The organism is Vibrio sp. R10-SG-ISO4 (assembly GCF_059834135.1).
The window spans coordinates 18133-32935 of sequence record NZ_JCBDHJ010000022.1 but is presented as its reverse complement, the minus strand read 5'-3'; the positions used below and the strand labels follow the sequence as shown (position 1 = coordinate 32935).

The following is a 14803-nucleotide window of genomic DNA, read 5'->3' as shown; positions in this document are numbered from 1 at the left end:
GATGGCTAAAAAACCAGGACAAGATTTTAGTAGTGCAAAGAATGGATTGGCGGAATTAAAGTCGCGTTTATTGTTCGTTTTAGGCGCACTTTTGGTATTCCGTGCAGGTTCCTTTGTACCACTACCTGGTATTGATGCTGCTGTACTTGCCCAATTGTTCGAACAGCAAAAAGGTACCATCGTAGAGATGTTTAACATGTTCTCCGGTGGTGCTCTTGAGCGTGCATCTATATTAGCGTTGGGCATCATGCCGTACATTTCGGCATCGATTGTTGTCCAACTGCTAACTGTAGTTCATCCAGCGTTAGCTGAACTCAAAAAAGAGGGTGAAGCAGGCCGTCGTAAGATAAGCCAATATACACGCTACGGCACGCTTGTACTTGCAACCTTCCAAGCTATTGGTATTGCAACAGGCCTACCAAACATGGTCGACAATCTGGTTGTTATCAATCAAACCATGTTTACGCTTATTGCGACCGTAAGTTTAGTAACCGGTACCATGTTCCTTATGTGGTTAGGTGAACAAATTACAGAGCGCGGAATTGGTAACGGTATCTCGTTGCTAATCTTTGCAGGTATTGTTGCTGGATTGCCTTCGGCAATCGGCCAAACAATTGAGCAAGCGCGTCAAGGTGAATTGCATGTACTTCTTCTGCTGTTGATTGCTGTATTGTCTTTCGCTGTCATTTACTTTGTTGTTTTCATGGAACGTGGTCAACGTCGTATCGTTGTCAACTACGCGAAGCGTCAACAAGGTCGCAAAGTATTTGCTGCGCAAAGTACGCATCTGCCATTAAAAATTAATATGGCCGGTGTTATTCCAGCAATCTTCGCTTCGAGCATTATCCTGTTCCCAGGAACATTGGCTCAGTGGTTCGGTCAGAACGGTGAGAGCAGCGCGTTCGGTTGGTTAACTGACGTGTCTTTGGCTCTTAGCCCAGGTCAACCTCTGTATGTAATGCTTTATGCAGCAGCGATTATTTTCTTCTGTTTCTTCTACACGGCGTTGGTATTCAACCCGCGTGAGACAGCAGATAACTTGAAGAAGTCAGGTGCATTCGTACCCGGCATCCGCCCAGGTGAGCAGACAGCTAAGTACATTGATAAAGTAATGACGCGACTAACCCTTGCGGGCGCGCTTTACATTACCTTTATCTGTCTGATTCCGGAGTTCATGATGGTCGCATGGAACGTACGTTTCTACTTCGGCGGTACATCACTACTTATCGTAGTTGTTGTTATCATGGACTTTATGGCACAGGTACAGACTCATATGATGTCTCAACAATATGATTCTGTGTTGAAGAAAGCGAATCTGAAAGGTTATGGCCGTTAATTCGGCGGTAGTCTCAGATTTCATTTACGGAGTTTAGCAATGAAAGTTCGTGCTTCCGTTAAAAAAATCTGCCGTAACTGTAAAGTTATCAAGCGTAACGGTGTCGTTCGCGTGATTTGCAGTGAGCCAAAGCACAAGCAGCGCCAAGGCTAATTAGCAGAAATTTTTACTTGAAATAGAAGGTTAGGTCGAGTATATTCCTCGGCCTACCTTTTGCGTGCAAAAGAAGTAGTATTCCGCAACGTATCCATAACGGGCTTTGTTGCGGCTAATTCTTTTTAAGAAACACTAGGAGTGAATAATGGCCCGTATTGCAGGCATTAACATTCCTGATCAGAAACATGCTGTGATTGCACTAACGTCAATCTACGGCATCGGTAAAACTCGCTCTCAAGCTATCCTAGCTGAAGTGGGTATTGCTGAAGATGTTAAGATCAGTGAACTAACTGAAGAGCAGATCGATCAACTGCGTGATGGTGTAGCTAAGTACACTGTAGAAGGTGATCTACGTCGTGAAGTATCTATGAACATCAAGCGTCTTATGGACCTTGGTTGTTACCGTGGTCTTCGTCATCGTCGCAGTCTACCACTACGTGGACAGCGTACTAAAACCAACGCTCGCACCCGTAAGGGTCCGCGTAAGCCGATCAAGAAATAATCGGGAAGGTAGAGTACAATGGCTAAACAACCAACTCGCGCTCGTAAGCGCGTACGCAAGCAAGTTGCAGATGGCGTTGCGCACATCCATGCTTCTTTCAACAACACAATCGTAACCATCACTGACCGTCAAGGTAACGCACTAGCTTGGGCTACTGCAGGTGGTTCAGGTTTCCGTGGTTCTCGTAAGTCTACTCCGTTCGCTGCACAGGTTGCTGCTGAGCGTTGTGCTGAAATGGCTAAAGAATACGGTCTAAAGAACTTGGAAGTTATGGTTAAGGGTCCAGGTCCAGGTCGTGAATCTACTGTTCGCGCACTGAACGCTGCTGGTTTCCGCATCACAAACATTGTTGATGCTACACCAATCCCTCATAACGGTTGTCGTCCACCTAAGAAACGTCGCGTATAACGTTTTTTAGATTACTGGAGAAAGATCATGGCAAGATATTTGGGTCCTAAGCTGAAGCTTAGCCGTCGCGAAGGTACTGACTTATTCCTTAAGTCTGGTGTACGCGCGATCGATACCAAGTGTAAAATTGATAACGCACCAGGTGTACACGGCGCTCGTCGCGGTCGTCTATCTGAGTATGGCGTTCAGCTTCGTGAGAAGCAAAAAGTTCGTCGTATGTACGGCGTTCTAGAAAAACAATTCCGTAACTACTACAAAGAAGCTGCTCGCCTTAAAGGCAACACAGGTGAAAACTTGCTTCAGCTTCTTGAAGGTCGTCTTGATAACGTAGTTTACCGCATGGGCTTTGGTGCGACTCGCGCAGAAGCACGTCAGCTAGTTAGCCACAAAGCTATCCTAGTTAACGGTAAAGTTGTAAACGTTCCTTCTTTCAAAGTTGCGGCTAACGACGTTGTTTCTATTCGCGAAAAAGCGAAACAGCAATCTCGCATCAAAGGTGCACTAGAAGTTGCTGAACAACGCGAAAAACCAACTTGGATTGAAGTAGATGGCACTAAGATGGAAGGTACGTTCAAGCGTCTGCCTGAGCGTTCTGATCTGTCTGCTGACATCAACGAACAACTGATCGTCGAGCTTTACTCTAAGTAAGGTTTAAACTAAAGAGAGGACACAATGCAGGGTTCTGTAACAGAATTTCTTAAGCCACGTCTGGTTGACATCGAACAAGTCAGCACGACACACGCAAAAGTAACTCTTGAGCCATTAGAGCGTGGCTTTGGTCACACTCTAGGTAATGCACTTCGCCGTATTTTGCTTTCGTCTATGCCAGGTTGCGCAGTGACTGAAGTTGAAATTGAAGGCGTTCTGCACGAGTACAGCACTAAAGAAGGCGTTCAAGAAGATATTCTTGAAATTCTTCTAAACCTTAAAGGTTTGGCTGTTCGCGTTGCCGAAGGCAAAGATGAAGTGTTTATTACACTGAACAAATCAGGCTCAGGCCCTGTGGTTGCAGGTGACATCACCCATGATGGTGATGTAGAGATCGCTAACCCAGAACACGTAATTTGTCACCTAACGGATGACAACGCTGAGATCGCTATGCGTATCAAAGTTGAACGTGGTCGCGGTTACGTTCCAGCTTCAGCTCGTATCCATACTGAAGAAGATGAGCGTCCAATTGGCCGCCTACTGGTTGACGCTACGTACAGCCCAGTAGACAAGATTGCTTACGCTGTTGAAGCCGCTCGTGTAGAGCAGCGTACAGACTTAGACAAGCTTGTTATCGACATGGAAACGAACGGAACTCTAGACCCTGAGGAAGCAATCCGTCGCGCAGCAACTATTCTTGCTGAGCAATTGGATGCGTTCGTAGATCTTCGTGATGTACGTGTACCTGAGGAGAAGGAAGAGAAGCCAGAATTCGATCCGATCCTACTGCGTCCTGTAGACGATCTTGAACTAACAGTTCGCTCTGCTAACTGTCTGAAAGCAGAAGCGATTCACTACATCGGTGATCTTGTACAGCGCACTGAGGTTGAGCTACTTAAAACGCCAAACCTTGGTAAAAAATCTCTTACTGAGATTAAAGACGTACTTGCATCACGTGGTCTGTCTCTGGGCATGCGCCTAGAAAACTGGCCACCAGCGTCTATCGCTGAAGATTAATCGATACTAGTTAGAAGGATTAGGTCATGCGCCATCGTAAGAGTGGTCGTCAACTCAACCGCAACAGCTCACATCGCAAAGCGATGTTCAGCAACATGGCTAGCTCTCTAGTACGTCATGAAGTTATCAAGACTACTTTGCCAAAAGCAAAAGAGCTACGTCGCGTAGTTGAGCCTTTGATTACACTAGCTAAGACTGACAGCGTTGCTAACCGTCGTCTAGCATTTGCACGTACTCGTGACAACGAAGTAGTTGCAAAACTATTTAACGAACTAGGTCCACGTTTTGCTGCTCGTCAGGGCGGTTACACTCGTATCCTAAAAGCTGGCTTCCGTGCTGGTGATAAAGCTCCAATGGCTTACATTGAGCTTGTTGATCGCCCAGCTGCTGAAGAAGCTGCTGAGTAATCAGTTCGTATAACGAAAAAGCCGAGCGTTAGCTCGGCTTTTTTGTGCCTGTCGTATAAGTAATGTCTCTGTACGTTATCTCATCGAGACATCAAGATTTAATGCAGAGCACCACTCTACTCACTGACGACTATTCTAAATCGGTCCAGAGTCCACCGAGCGAGCCTAATAGATTGTCACTGGCGCCTTGGTCGCCAAGATAGCCAAGGATAACAGGTGCAAATTGGCTGATCATCGAAGGGTCTAGCCCCACTTTTTCAAAGACGCCGCGCACCGCCTCGATACTTTCAAGTTGACTAAAGAGCCCACCCGCATCGTTGAGTTGCGAGAGGCCAGGTACTAAAGACTCTAATTCGTTGCTGTTTGTAGAAGATAACTGACTTTGTGCGAACGCCAACAGTGCGCCGCCGCCCGCTGTCGCTTGTTCGCTGGTCACAGGAAGCTGACTGGTCAACAGCTCGCTTACTGGTGAAGATTGCAGGTTGAGCCCTTGGCTAACCATGTCCATCAAACCCTCTTGGCTTGATGTTTCAGTAATGGAATCGAGAAAGGCGTGCGCTTGTCCGGCAGACAGAGCCAGCAGCGCCGCAGTAAGAAGGTGTTTGCGCATAGAGCCTCCATGCAGTGTTCACTTTAACACTCTGATAGGCCAGAGTGATTGAATGGATCAATGGGTATATTGCTTCCATAAGCGATACTTGTATCACACTCATCTCACAGTGAATAGAGCCATCTCTGCGTCAAGATGAAAAAAAAGCGGCGCTCATAGAGCACCGCTGTCTGTCTTGAACTTTCGGCTGTTCTGCCAGGCTATTACAGGATAGCCAGCAATTCTACTTCGAAGACCAAGGCTGCGAATGGAGGGATCGCCGCGCCAGCGCCGCGCTCACCATAGGCAAGGTCTTGAGGAATGTACAGTTTCCACTTTGAGCCAACAGGCATCAGTTGTAGGGCTTCTACCCAACCTTTGATCACGCCAGTAACTGGGAATTCTGCTGGTTGGCCACGAGACACTGAGCTGTCAAATACCGTACCGTCAGTCAATTCACCGTGGTAGTGAACGCGAACTTGCTTGTCTGAAGTTGGGATTTCACCCGTACCTTCAGTGATGATTTCGTACTGAAGACCTGACTCTAGTACGGTCACTTCTGGACGTAGAGCGTTGTCTTTTAGGAAGGCTTCGCCATCTGCCGCCGCCGCTTTTGCCGCTTCTTGACGTACTGCTTCTGCACGAGTGTGCAGCTCTTGCAGCGCTTTGTTGATTTCGTCTACTTCGATTGCTGGCATGTCACCAACCAATGCTGTTGCGATACCCGCAGCAATGGCGTCAACGTTTAGGCCGTCAAGACCAGAACCCGCAAGTTGTTGACCCATTTGTAGGCCGATTCCGTAGCTGGCTTTTTGCTCTACAGTTTCAAATTTCACTTCAGACATGATGTCTCTCTTGTTGGGTGTATAAAGTCATCAAGTCTACCAGTTCTCACACAGTGATGAAACGATAGCGCCCTTTTAACTGTCACTCTCGGGGGAGAATAACTATCACTCTCGGGGTGAAATGCGCCTATCGATGAGAATTCCGTGAGATTTGACCGAGTTATTACTTAACGCGCGCAAAATCCCTATACTCGGTTGATTATCATTTTTATACTTGGGGCAGGGTAGTATTGGGAGAAATAGGGCGATGAATCGCAGAAAGAAAAAACCACAACGTGTCGATTATGCTGAGGTATTGAAAACACAGTTGGCGCGCTTTCGTCATTCAAACCCGTTGGGCGCACTCAAGCTGAAAAAGCAAGGGCCTAGTCAGCCCGACTCAAGCACGCCTGAGACGAACCCATCGTCTCCCCTTGGGGCTAAATGGCGCACGTTACCCGAGCAAGGCAAGGCGCTTTGGCATCGTCTACCTAAGTGGCATCAACGTGGGTTGATGGTACTGGTTCCACTACTTGTCATTTTGCTGATGTTGCCCACATCACAGTCGACACCGGAGACGGCTTCGGTGCAGGTTGCGTCACCTCAACGTGTCTCCATTGATATCAACACCACCTCACTGAGCCAGCAAAGCTCAACGCCAGTCTCACATCAAGAACAAGTAACAAACCCAAGACAAGTCACGAACCCGTGGCAAGAAGATACGGTGAAAAGTGGCGATACCCTAGCTGAGATGTTTCGACGCAATGGGCTCTCAATGGCGGACTTAAACGCACTCGTCAAAGTCGAGGGGCAAGATAAACCGCTTAGCCAAATTCGCCAAGGCCAGTTAGTGCGCTACAAAGTGACCGATGAAGGTCAGCTTGATATTCTTCAGCTCGAGAAAAATCAGCAATCGGTGATGTTCTTTAGACTATCAGATGGTGGATTTGGCCGAAGTAAGTAATTACATACTCTCTTTCCATAACCCATAACCCATAACCCTTTACCCCTCAAGCCTCACTCTCTCGCTTCATATCAATATGAGGGATGCCATCTTCGAGATAGACCTCAGAGGTGGCAACAAATCCATATCGGCCATAGAAGGCACTTAAGTGCTCCTGCGCGCCGATTTCAATTGCGCTGTTTGGCCACAAACGTTGGCATTGATGAATCGCTTGCTCCAACAGTTGATGACCCAGCCCGTTGCCACGCGCTTTTTCATGTGTCGCCACTCGGCCAATACTGACGCTCGGATAACTGATCCCCGCAGGCAGTAAGCGCGCGCAGGCGACCAGTTGGCCTTGCTCATAACCCAGTAGGTGATACACCCCCGTGATTGGGTCTTTGTCATCGAGCTCGGGGTATGGGCAGGTTTGTTCGACCACAAACACATCCACTCTTAGTTTGAGTAATTGATACAGTTCGTGGTTGCTCAAAGCTTCAAAGGTACGCAGTTGCCAATCCATCGGACACCTATTGGTGGTAAATAAGGGACGCCATCATATCAACCTGAGATAAGTGGCTGCAATATTAACGATCTTTGTAAAATAGAGAGAAAAAAGCCGCAGTGACTGCGGCTTAATGAAAGAATCTCTGATTGAGCAAAGTGCTATTTTTGCAGATCGATTTGGTAGACCGCAAAGCCTACATCATCATTCTCAACGAAGGCCATTGGGTATTGACCTTTATCTGCGATGAACTTAGCTGCCTTTTCACCCGGTGAGGTTTCGAAACGGATATCGAGTTTTTTATCCGATTGGATAGGGGCGAAAGACCAGTTGTTGTCTGCGCTTGGTACAAACTCACCGTTTTCTTCACTGACGCGGGTAATGTACGCAGCCACAACCGAGCGGTTTTCATCTGGCGAGTCAAACGCAACAAACTCGGCACCTGTGCCTGGGAACTTGTTGCTGTACGCACGGTAGTTGTTGGTCGCAATGATAAATGGCTGTTTCAGATCAATCGCTTTACCTTGATAAGTCAAACCGACGATACGCTCAGCATCTTCATTGATGAGGTTACAGTTGCCGTCGTATTTCGCTGGCTGGGTCACATCAATCTGGTAGTTAACCCCATCAATGACGTCAAAGTTGTAAGTACGGAAGCCATCCCAATCAATCAGGCTTTGTGCGGCGCTGCTGTTGGTATCGATCTGGTTAAATTGACCGGCGCTGCACTCCAGCCACTCTTTCACTTCGTGACCGCTGACTTTCATCGCCACCAAGGTATTCGGGTAGAGGTAGAGATCCGCAGCGTTACGGAAGGTCAACTGACCTGACTCCACTTCGGTGTAGTTATTCGGATCGTTTTTACGACCGCCCGCTTTAAATGGCGCTGCCGCTGAGAGGACAGGGATGTCTGATAAATCAGGATCGCCTTGGATAAAGCGCTCAACGTAATCTTTTTGTGCAAGGTTGACGATTTGTACGGTGGGATCGTCTTGCACCAAGGCGAGGAAGCTGTACATCACGTCGCTGGCTTTACCAATCGGCTGATTGACAAAGTCGCGCGTCGCTTTGTGGTCTGCTTCAAGCGCTTTGACGATACCGGCATCCGCGTCGGCGATAGGCTGTTTAGTCGCTGAATCAAAGATTGGGCGTGCTTCCGACTGGCCTTTCACCACCACCCACTGCTCACCTTCTTGCTTAAGCTCTAGGTCAATCACACCAACGTGGCTGCCCCAACGTCCTGGCATGACGGCGGCAACGCCGTTGATGGTACCCATTTCATTATCCACACCTTGGATGTTTTCAAAGCCTTTTCCTGGGAAGACGGCGTGCGAGTGACCAAACGCAATCGCATCAATGCCTTCTACTTCAGAGAGATAGTAAGTGGAGTTTTCTGCGCCCATTTTGTGCGGATCAGAGGATACGCCTGAGTGCGGGATGGCGACAATCACATCTGCGCCTTCAGCCTTCATTTGTGGCACTAGGGTCATCGCTGATTCTTTGATGTCTTTGGCAAACACTTTGCCTTCGAGGTTTTTCTTATCCCATACCATGATTTGTGGCGGCACAAAGCCGATGTAGCCGACTTTGATTTCGTGTTCGACACCATCGACATCTTTAAACATGTGCGACTTAATCAGGTAAGGTTTGAAGTAGTGCTCACCGGTTTTTTGGTCAAAAACGTTTGCGCTGACATAAGGGAACTCGGCACCTTCCAGCGATTTTGCCAGAAACTCTAAGCCGTAGTTGAACTCGTGGTTACCGATGTTACCCACATCGTAGCCAAGCTGATTCATTGCCTTGTAAACAGGGTGAACTTCGCCCTTCTCAATGCCTTTGGCCGCCATGTAGTCACCCATTGGGCTGCCTTGAATCAAATCACCGTTATCAACCAAGACGCTGTTTTCGACTTCACTGCGCGCGGCTTTGACTAAGGTTGCGGCGCGAGTCAAACCAATCTTTTGTGACGGTTTGTCTTTGTAGTAGTCGTAATCCATCACGTTGGTGTGGATGTCGGTGGTCTCGATAATGCGAAGTTTGATGGTTTCTGCCATCGCTGGGCTGGCCATAACCAGCATCCCGCTAAGGACAGCCAGAGAGAGAGGTTTCACTGCTACGTTCATTTTTTGCTCCGATGAGGGGGGTCAACAGTACTGCATAATGTAACAAAGTTGTATGAAACAAGAATTTCATTCATCAGGAAAACGTGATCTTAACCGTTGGTATCAACGGGTTGTGGTGCCCAACTCTCACTTTTTGCCTCGATTCGGTGTCACAAGAATCGTCTCTTATCAGCAATTGGTATAAAAAATGAAATTTTAGAATTTCAGGTAATATGTTCGCAGCGCCATAATGCCATCCATAGATTAGCAAAAGGATGACGTTATGGCGCACAAGGAAACTGTCTCTCCCTTTCCACTTCGCCAGCCCCAAGTCGAGCGCAACCTACCGCCGTTGCACGCAATGGGCCGCAGTGGTTTGAAAGCCGGTGAAGTGGCATTGGTTGGCGCAGGGCCAGGCGATGTGGAGTTGCTGACGCTCAAAGCGTTGCGCTTTTTACAGCAGGCCGATGTGGTGCTGTATGACTACTTGGTGTCAGACGAGATCATGGCACTGGTGCCAAGCGACACCATTTTGGTTTGCGTTGGCAAACGTGCGGGTCACCACAGCGTACCGCAAGAGAAAACCAATCAACTGTTGGTCGATTTTGCGCAGCAAGGGCATAAAGTCGTGCGCATTAAAGGTGGCGATCCGTTTATTTTTGGTCGCGGCGGAGAGGAGCTCGAAGTGTTGGCTGACGCGGGTATCGCCTTTCACGTGGTACCAGGGATCACCGCTGCTGCTGGCGCGACGGCCTACGCAGGCATTCCATTGACCCACCGAGATTACGCTCAGTCGGCGATGTTTATTACCGGTCATCTCAAAGCCGAACGTGATGAGATGGATTGGTCGACATTGGCGCGTGGCAATCAAACGCTAGTCATCTATATGGGGCTGATGAAGTCCGATTACATCCAAAGCCAGTTGATTACGCATGGCCGCGCCGCGCACACGCCAATTGCCATTATCGAGCGTGGTACGCAGCAAGCCCAACGCGTACTGAAAGGTCAATTGAGCGATTTGAGTGAATTGGCCAAAAGCGCCGAGTCCCCGTCATTGATTGTGATCGGTGAAGTGGTGGCGTTGTCCGAAAAGCTCGATTGGTTTGCCCGCGCGCAAACCGAGGCGCCCATAAGCCAACTTGGCCGCCAGAGCGCATAGCGCTTAATTTTTGCACATCACCCTGAATTTAATAGTCAGAAGCTCAACGCGAGCCGTAAAGGAAGCACCAACATGGACCAAGAACGTTTAACTCACCTCAAGCAACTGGAAGCGGAGAGTATTCATATCATCCGCGAAGTTGCCGCTGAGTTTGATAACCCTGTGATGATGTACTCCATCGGTAAAGACTCATCAGTAATGCTGCATCTTGCGCGTAAAGCGTTTTACCCAGGCAAGATCCCATTTCCACTGCTGCACGTCGATACCGACTGGAAGTTTAGAGAAATGATCGAATTTCGCGATAGAACCGCGAAGAAGTATGGCTTTGAGCTTTTGGTCCATAAGAACCCAGAAGGTCTGGCGATGGGCATCAACCCATTCGATCATGGCTCTTCGAAACACACGGACATCATGAAAACCCAAGGGTTAAAGCAGGCGCTGAACAAATACGGCTTTGACGCTGCCTTTGGCGGTGCCCGCCGTGACGAAGAGAAGTCTCGAGCGAAAGAGCGAGTCTACTCATTTCGAGATAAAAACCACACCTGGGACCCGAAAAACCAGCGTCCAGAGCTATGGCGCACCTATAACGGTCAAATCAACAAAGGCGAAAGCATTCGTGTGTTCCCACTGTCGAACTGGACTGAGCTCGACATCTGGCAATACATCTACCTAGAGAACATCGAGATTGTGCCTTTGTACTTGGCGGATACGCGTCCTGTTGTTGAGCGTGATGGCATGTTGATCATGGTGGATGACGAGCGCATGAAGCTGCAACCGGGTGAAGTGGTGGAAGAGAAAAGCGTGCGTTTTCGTACCTTGGGTTGTTACCCACTGACTGGGGCGATTGAGTCCACCGCCAACACGTTGACCGGTATTATCGAAGAGATGTTAGTGGCGACGTCGAGTGAGCGCCAAGGTCGAGCGATCGACCACGATCAGTCAGGATCGATGGAGCTCAAAAAACGTCAAGGTTACTTCTAAGTAGGATCTAAGGAAAGAAAATGAACAGCGCAGTCGTAGCGGAGCTCGCAGAGCTTGGTATCGAGGGATACCTAAAACAGCACCAATACAAGTCACTACTTAGATTCTTAACGTGTGGCTCAGTTGATGACGGCAAGAGTACCTTGATCGGTCGCTTGCTGCATGACTCAAAACAAATTTATGAAGATCAGTTGGCGGCGGTCCACTCTGATTCTCAGCGTGTCGGCACCACCGGAGAGCGCCCAGACTTGGCGCTGTTGGTCGATGGTCTGCAAGCGGAACGTGAACAGGGCATCACCATTGATGTGGCCTACCGTTATTTCTCTACCCAAAAACGCAAATTCATCATTGCGGATACACCGGGGCATGAGCAATACACGCGTAACATGGCGACCGGTGCGTCAACCTGTGATCTGGCGGTGATCTTGATCGATGCGCGTAAGGGCGTCTTGGATCAAACGCGTCGTCACTCCTTCATCTCTAATTTGCTTGGTCTTAAGCACTTTGTGGTGGCGGTTAACAAGATGGACTTGGTCGATTACTCACAGCAGCGCTTTGAAGAGATTCGTGAGCAATACCTTGAGTTTTCCAAGAACCTGCAAGGTGAGACGGACATTCAGATCATCCCGCTGTCTGCGCTCGAAGGCGATAACGTGGTTGAGCCCAGTGCCAACATGAGCTGGTTCAAAGGCCCATCACTGCTTGAGCTTTTGGAGTCTGTCGATGTAGACAGCGAAAAAGAAGTGGGCGATTTCCGCTTCCCTGTGCAATACGTTAACCGCCCGAACCTCGATTTCCGTGGCTTTGCCGGCACGATTGCCTCTGGCAGTGTCAGCGTAGGTGACAAAATTAAAGCGTTGCCATCAGGCAAAACCTCAACGGTGGCGCGTATTGTGACCTTTGATGGCGATTTGGAGAAGGCGCAAGCCGGACTTGCGGTGACGTTGACGCTGGAAGATGAAATCGACATTAGCCGCGGCGATCTGCTCGTACTGGAGTCCTCTTCTGTGGAGTCGAGTAACCACCTGCTGGCCGATGTGGTATGGATGACCGAGCAGCCGCTTAAACCGGGACGTGATTACGACATCAAGATCGCGGGTAAGAAAACGGTAGGTCAGGTGCAAACGATTCGTCACCAGTACGATATCAACAACCTCTCGAGCCACAGTGCTGACGAGTTACCGTTAAACGGGATCGGTTTGTGCGAATGGACCTTGAACGAGTCGGTCGCACTGGACAAATACCTCGCTTGCCAAGACACCGGCGGTTTTATCGTGATTGATCGCTTAACCAATGTGACAGTCGGCGCGGGATTGATTCGCGAAAGCTTGTCGCAGGTTGCGCGTGGTGAAGGTCAGTTCTCTGAGTTTGAAGTTGAGCTCAATGCACTGATTCGTAAGCACTTCCCTCATTGGGGTGCGGCTGATCTCAGCCAACTGCTTGGCCAGAAGTAAGCCAAGGTAAGCGAGTAGGGAGAGGCGAAATGTGGCAGCAAGGAGTGGTGCTGGCGTTGTTGGTCGGGGTTGTGACCTGTTTAGTCAGCACACGAGTTAAACCGAGCTATCTGTTTGCCAGCGCAGCGTTTATTGCCTTCATTGCCGGCTTGATTGACGTCAGTGAGATCGCCTCTAACTTCACCAATGCCTCATTGGTGACGCTGGTGCTGCTCATCTTGGCATCGTGCGCGCTAGAAAAAACGCGTCTGATCAGCTGGGTGAGCCGCTCTTTGTCGACGGGCAAATTAGGCACCGTCGTGGCGAAGTTGGGTATCTCCACGGCGCTGCTCTCTTCGTTTACTAATAATACGGCGGTGGTGGTATCGCTGATTGGCGCCATTAAGCGCAACCAGCAACACGCCCCGTCGAAGTTATTGATCCCTCTCTCGTATACCGCCATCTTAGGCGGTACGTTAACCCTTATTGGTACCTCGACCAATTTGATCATCAGCAGCTTTGTTGAAAACGCTGGATTGCCAAGTTTGGGCTTTTTTACCCCGACTTTGATTGGTTTATCAGTCTTGGTTGGCGGGCTGCTTATCTTGATCCCTCTGAGTTATCTGTTGCCAAACTATGATGATCACAGCCAAGACGACTTACCGTACTTTTTAGAAGCGCGGGTTGAGCCTGGCTCGCCGCTGGTTGGGCGCAGTATCAGTGAGAACAATTTGCGTGCGCTGCGTAAACTCTTTTTGGCCGAAGTGATCCGTGATGGGCAAACCATGCCATCGGTGGACCCTGATTTTGTCTTGCAGGCCAGAGACCGCTTGCTCTTTTGTGGCGATATAGAAAGCGTCGCGACCTTGCAAGAGATCCAAGGCTTAACGCTGTTTGGTCAGCACCACATCAACGGGCAAAACTACGTGGAAGTGGTGGTGAGCTCTTCGGCGAGCTTTTGCAACAAGACGTTAAAATCGAGTCACTTCCGCGATCGCTTTGATGCGGTGGTGGTGGCGATTCGTCGTGGCCATGAGCGTTTGGAAGGCGGCTTGGGTAACATAGTGCTGAATGCGGGTGATACCTTAGTATTGGTGCCTGGGAAACGTTTTGAGCAAGAAAGGCAAGCTCACCGCAAAGAGTTTGTGGTGATGAATGATCTCGATTCGAGTGCTCGCCTCGATGGCAACAAATCCGCCTTGGTGCTGCTGGGCTTTGCTCTGGTGATTGGGCTCGCCCTGATGGAGGTCCTGCCGCTCATTAAGGGGCTGTGCGTATTTTTGCTGGCGACTTTGATGACGGGCATTGTCCACATCAACGAACTGAGGCGCCGTTTTCCTATCGATATCGTTGTCATTGTCGGCTCGGCGCTGTCGATTGCCCAATTGATGCTTTCGACGGGCCTGTCGGAAAACTTAGGGCAGATGTTTATCGAGGCATTTAACGGTTGGGGCGTCTTTGGCGCACTGGTCGCGACCTACTTCTTAACCCTGATTTTGACAGAGCTGGTGACCAACAATGCCGCCGCGGCCTTGGCGTTCCCGATTGGCTACAGTATGGCGTTGGGCTATGGGGTAGACCCGATGCCGTTTATCATGGCCGTGCTGTTTGGCGCGAGTGCGAGCTTTATTTCGCCGTATGGCTATCAAACCAATCTATTGGTGTATAGCGTTGGCAACTACACATTACTGGATTATGTCAAAGTAGGAATTCCACTCTCTATCGTCTATTCGATACTGGTGCTTGGGCTTATCCCGATCTTTTTTCCCTTCTGATGCAGCTATTTCTCCGCT

At 49.2% G+C, this 14803-nt stretch carries 16 protein-coding genes; 12 read left to right on the top strand and 4 right to left on the bottom strand.

Going from position 1 to position 14803, the window contains the following annotated elements; translation table 11 throughout:
* The first annotated feature begins 1 nt into the window (after position 1).
* The 7 genes from secY to rplQ all read left to right on the top strand — a co-directional run bounded on the left by secY (position 2) and on the right by rplQ (position 4474).
* Entirely contained in the window at positions 2-1336 is a 1335-nt protein-coding gene (secY, locus tag AC6R03_RS16050; protein WP_500627523.1) for a preprotein translocase subunit SecY, read from the top strand.
* Positions 1337-1375: 39 nt separating this feature from the next.
* On the top strand, positions 1376-1489 hold the full coding sequence (gene rpmJ / locus AC6R03_RS16045; protein ID WP_000868186.1) for a 50S ribosomal protein L36: 114 nt from the start codon (positions 1376-1378) through the stop codon (positions 1487-1489).
* A gap of 148 nt (positions 1490-1637) precedes the next feature.
* On the top strand, positions 1638-1994 hold the full coding sequence (gene rpsM / locus AC6R03_RS16040; protein WP_005435100.1) for a 30S ribosomal protein S13: 357 nt from the start codon (positions 1638-1640) through the stop codon (positions 1992-1994).
* Between the two features lie 18 nt (positions 1995-2012).
* Positions 2013-2402: a 30S ribosomal protein S11 gene (gene rpsK, locus AC6R03_RS16035; protein ID WP_001118870.1), complete on the top strand. Its 390-nt coding sequence runs from the start codon at positions 2013-2015 to the stop codon at positions 2400-2402.
* A gap of 27 nt (positions 2403-2429) precedes the next feature.
* Positions 2430-3050, top strand: coding sequence for a 30S ribosomal protein S4 (gene rpsD, locus AC6R03_RS16030; protein ID WP_334554596.1), 621 nt, complete (start codon positions 2430-2432; stop codon positions 3048-3050).
* Positions 3051-3074: 24 nt separating this feature from the next.
* Positions 3075-4067, top strand: coding sequence for a DNA-directed RNA polymerase subunit alpha (locus tag AC6R03_RS16025; protein ID WP_334554594.1), 993 nt, complete (start codon positions 3075-3077; stop codon positions 4065-4067).
* Between the two features lie 26 nt (positions 4068-4093).
* Positions 4094-4474 (top strand): 50S ribosomal protein L17, encoded by a 381-nt coding sequence (gene rplQ / locus AC6R03_RS16020; RefSeq protein WP_005383141.1) that lies wholly within the window; start codon positions 4094-4096, stop codon positions 4472-4474.
* A 130-nt stretch (positions 4475-4604) separates the two neighbouring features.
* Here the strand turns inward: rplQ and AC6R03_RS16015 are convergent, their stop codons facing one another.
* Together AC6R03_RS16015 and bamJ are read right to left on the bottom strand one after the other, a co-directional pair.
* The gene (locus tag AC6R03_RS16015) at positions 4605-5084 is read right to left on the bottom strand and encodes a DUF2780 domain-containing protein (RefSeq protein ID WP_500630335.1); all 480 of its coding nucleotides are present in this window, start codon (positions 5082-5084) and stop codon (positions 4605-4607) included.
* A 203-nt stretch (positions 5085-5287) separates the two neighbouring features.
* Positions 5288-5908 (bottom strand): BamJ family beta-barrel-assembly machinery protein, encoded by a 621-nt coding sequence (gene bamJ / locus AC6R03_RS16010; protein ID WP_500627525.1) that lies wholly within the window; start codon positions 5906-5908, stop codon positions 5288-5290.
* 247 nt (positions 5909-6155) lie between these two features.
* Between bamJ and AC6R03_RS16005 the strand changes: the two genes are divergently transcribed.
* On the top strand, positions 6156-6851 hold the full coding sequence (locus AC6R03_RS16005) for a LysM-like peptidoglycan-binding domain-containing protein (RefSeq protein WP_500627526.1): 696 nt from the start codon (positions 6156-6158) through the stop codon (positions 6849-6851).
* A 46-nt stretch (positions 6852-6897) separates the two neighbouring features.
* On the opposite strand, the gene AC6R03_RS16000 is transcribed toward AC6R03_RS16005, so the two are convergent.
* Positions 6898-7353 carry a GNAT family N-acetyltransferase gene (locus AC6R03_RS16000; RefSeq protein WP_500630334.1) on the bottom strand — a complete coding sequence of 152 codons (456 nt, stop codon included), beginning with the start codon at positions 7351-7353 and terminating at the stop codon, positions 6898-6900.
* Between the two features lie 143 nt (positions 7354-7496).
* Positions 7497-9458: a bifunctional 2',3'-cyclic-nucleotide 2'-phosphodiesterase/3'-nucleotidase gene (locus AC6R03_RS15995; protein ID WP_500630333.1), complete on the bottom strand. Its 1962-nt coding sequence runs from the start codon at positions 9456-9458 to the stop codon at positions 7497-7499.
* 262 nt (positions 9459-9720) lie between these two features.
* On the opposite strand from AC6R03_RS15995, the gene cobA reads away from it, so the two are divergent.
* Genes cobA through AC6R03_RS15975 form a run of 4 tightly spaced genes read left to right on the top strand, consistent with a single transcriptional unit; the run spans position 9721 to position 14785 of the window.
* Positions 9721-10596 carry a uroporphyrinogen-III C-methyltransferase gene (gene cobA, locus AC6R03_RS15990; RefSeq protein WP_334554583.1) on the top strand — a complete coding sequence of 292 codons (876 nt, stop codon included), beginning with the start codon at positions 9721-9723 and terminating at the stop codon, positions 10594-10596.
* A gap of 6 nt (positions 10597-10602) precedes the next feature.
* On the top strand, positions 10603-11577 hold the full coding sequence (gene cysD / locus AC6R03_RS15985) for a sulfate adenylyltransferase subunit CysD (protein ID WP_334554971.1): 975 nt from the start codon (positions 10603-10605) through the stop codon (positions 11575-11577).
* A gap of 20 nt (positions 11578-11597) precedes the next feature.
* A complete protein-coding gene (gene cysN, locus AC6R03_RS15980) occupies positions 11598-13031 on the top strand; it encodes a sulfate adenylyltransferase subunit CysN (protein ID WP_500627529.1) in 1434 nt (477 codons plus the stop codon).
* A gap of 29 nt (positions 13032-13060) precedes the next feature.
* Complete coding sequence (locus tag AC6R03_RS15975; RefSeq protein ID WP_500627530.1) at positions 13061-14785, top strand: SLC13 family permease; 1725 nt, start codon at positions 13061-13063, stop codon at positions 14783-14785.
* Positions 14786-14803 lie beyond the last annotated feature (18 nt).

Excerpts from the sequence above, each read along its gene's own strand:
- AC6R03_RS16005 (WP_500627526.1), top strand. The coding sequence starts at position 6,156 with ATGAATCGCAGAAAGAAAAAACCACAACGTGTCGATTATGCTGAGGTA.
- secY (WP_500627523.1), top strand. The coding sequence starts at position 2 with ATGGCTAAAAAACCAGGACAAGATTTTAGTAGTGCAAAGAATGGATTG.
- AC6R03_RS16025 (WP_334554594.1), top strand. The coding sequence starts at position 3,075 with ATGCAGGGTTCTGTAACAGAATTTCTTAAGCCACGTCTGGTTGACATC.
- cobA (WP_334554583.1), top strand. The coding sequence starts at position 9,721 with ATGGCGCACAAGGAAACTGTCTCTCCCTTTCCACTTCGCCAGCCCCAA.
- AC6R03_RS16000 (WP_500630334.1), bottom strand. The coding sequence starts at position 7,353 with ATGGATTGGCAACTGCGTACCTTTGAAGCTTTGAGCAACCACGAACTG.
- AC6R03_RS16015 (WP_500630335.1), bottom strand. The coding sequence starts at position 5,084 with ATGCGCAAACACCTTCTTACTGCGGCGCTGCTGGCTCTGTCTGCCGGA.
- rpmJ (WP_000868186.1), top strand. The coding sequence starts at position 1,376 with ATGAAAGTTCGTGCTTCCGTTAAAAAAATCTGCCGTAACTGTAAAGTT.
- rplQ (WP_005383141.1), top strand. The coding sequence starts at position 4,094 with ATGCGCCATCGTAAGAGTGGTCGTCAACTCAACCGCAACAGCTCACAT.
- AC6R03_RS15975 (WP_500627530.1), top strand. The coding sequence starts at position 13,061 with ATGTGGCAGCAAGGAGTGGTGCTGGCGTTGTTGGTCGGGGTTGTGACC.
- rpsM (WP_005435100.1), top strand. The coding sequence starts at position 1,638 with ATGGCCCGTATTGCAGGCATTAACATTCCTGATCAGAAACATGCTGTG.
- rpsK (WP_001118870.1), top strand. The coding sequence starts at position 2,013 with ATGGCTAAACAACCAACTCGCGCTCGTAAGCGCGTACGCAAGCAAGTT.
- cysN (WP_500627529.1), top strand. The coding sequence starts at position 11,598 with ATGAACAGCGCAGTCGTAGCGGAGCTCGCAGAGCTTGGTATCGAGGGA.
- rpsD (WP_334554596.1), top strand. The coding sequence starts at position 2,430 with ATGGCAAGATATTTGGGTCCTAAGCTGAAGCTTAGCCGTCGCGAAGGT.
- AC6R03_RS15995 (WP_500630333.1), bottom strand. The coding sequence starts at position 9,458 with ATGAACGTAGCAGTGAAACCTCTCTCTCTGGCTGTCCTTAGCGGGATG.
- bamJ (WP_500627525.1), bottom strand. The coding sequence starts at position 5,908 with ATGTCTGAAGTGAAATTTGAAACTGTAGAGCAAAAAGCCAGCTACGGA.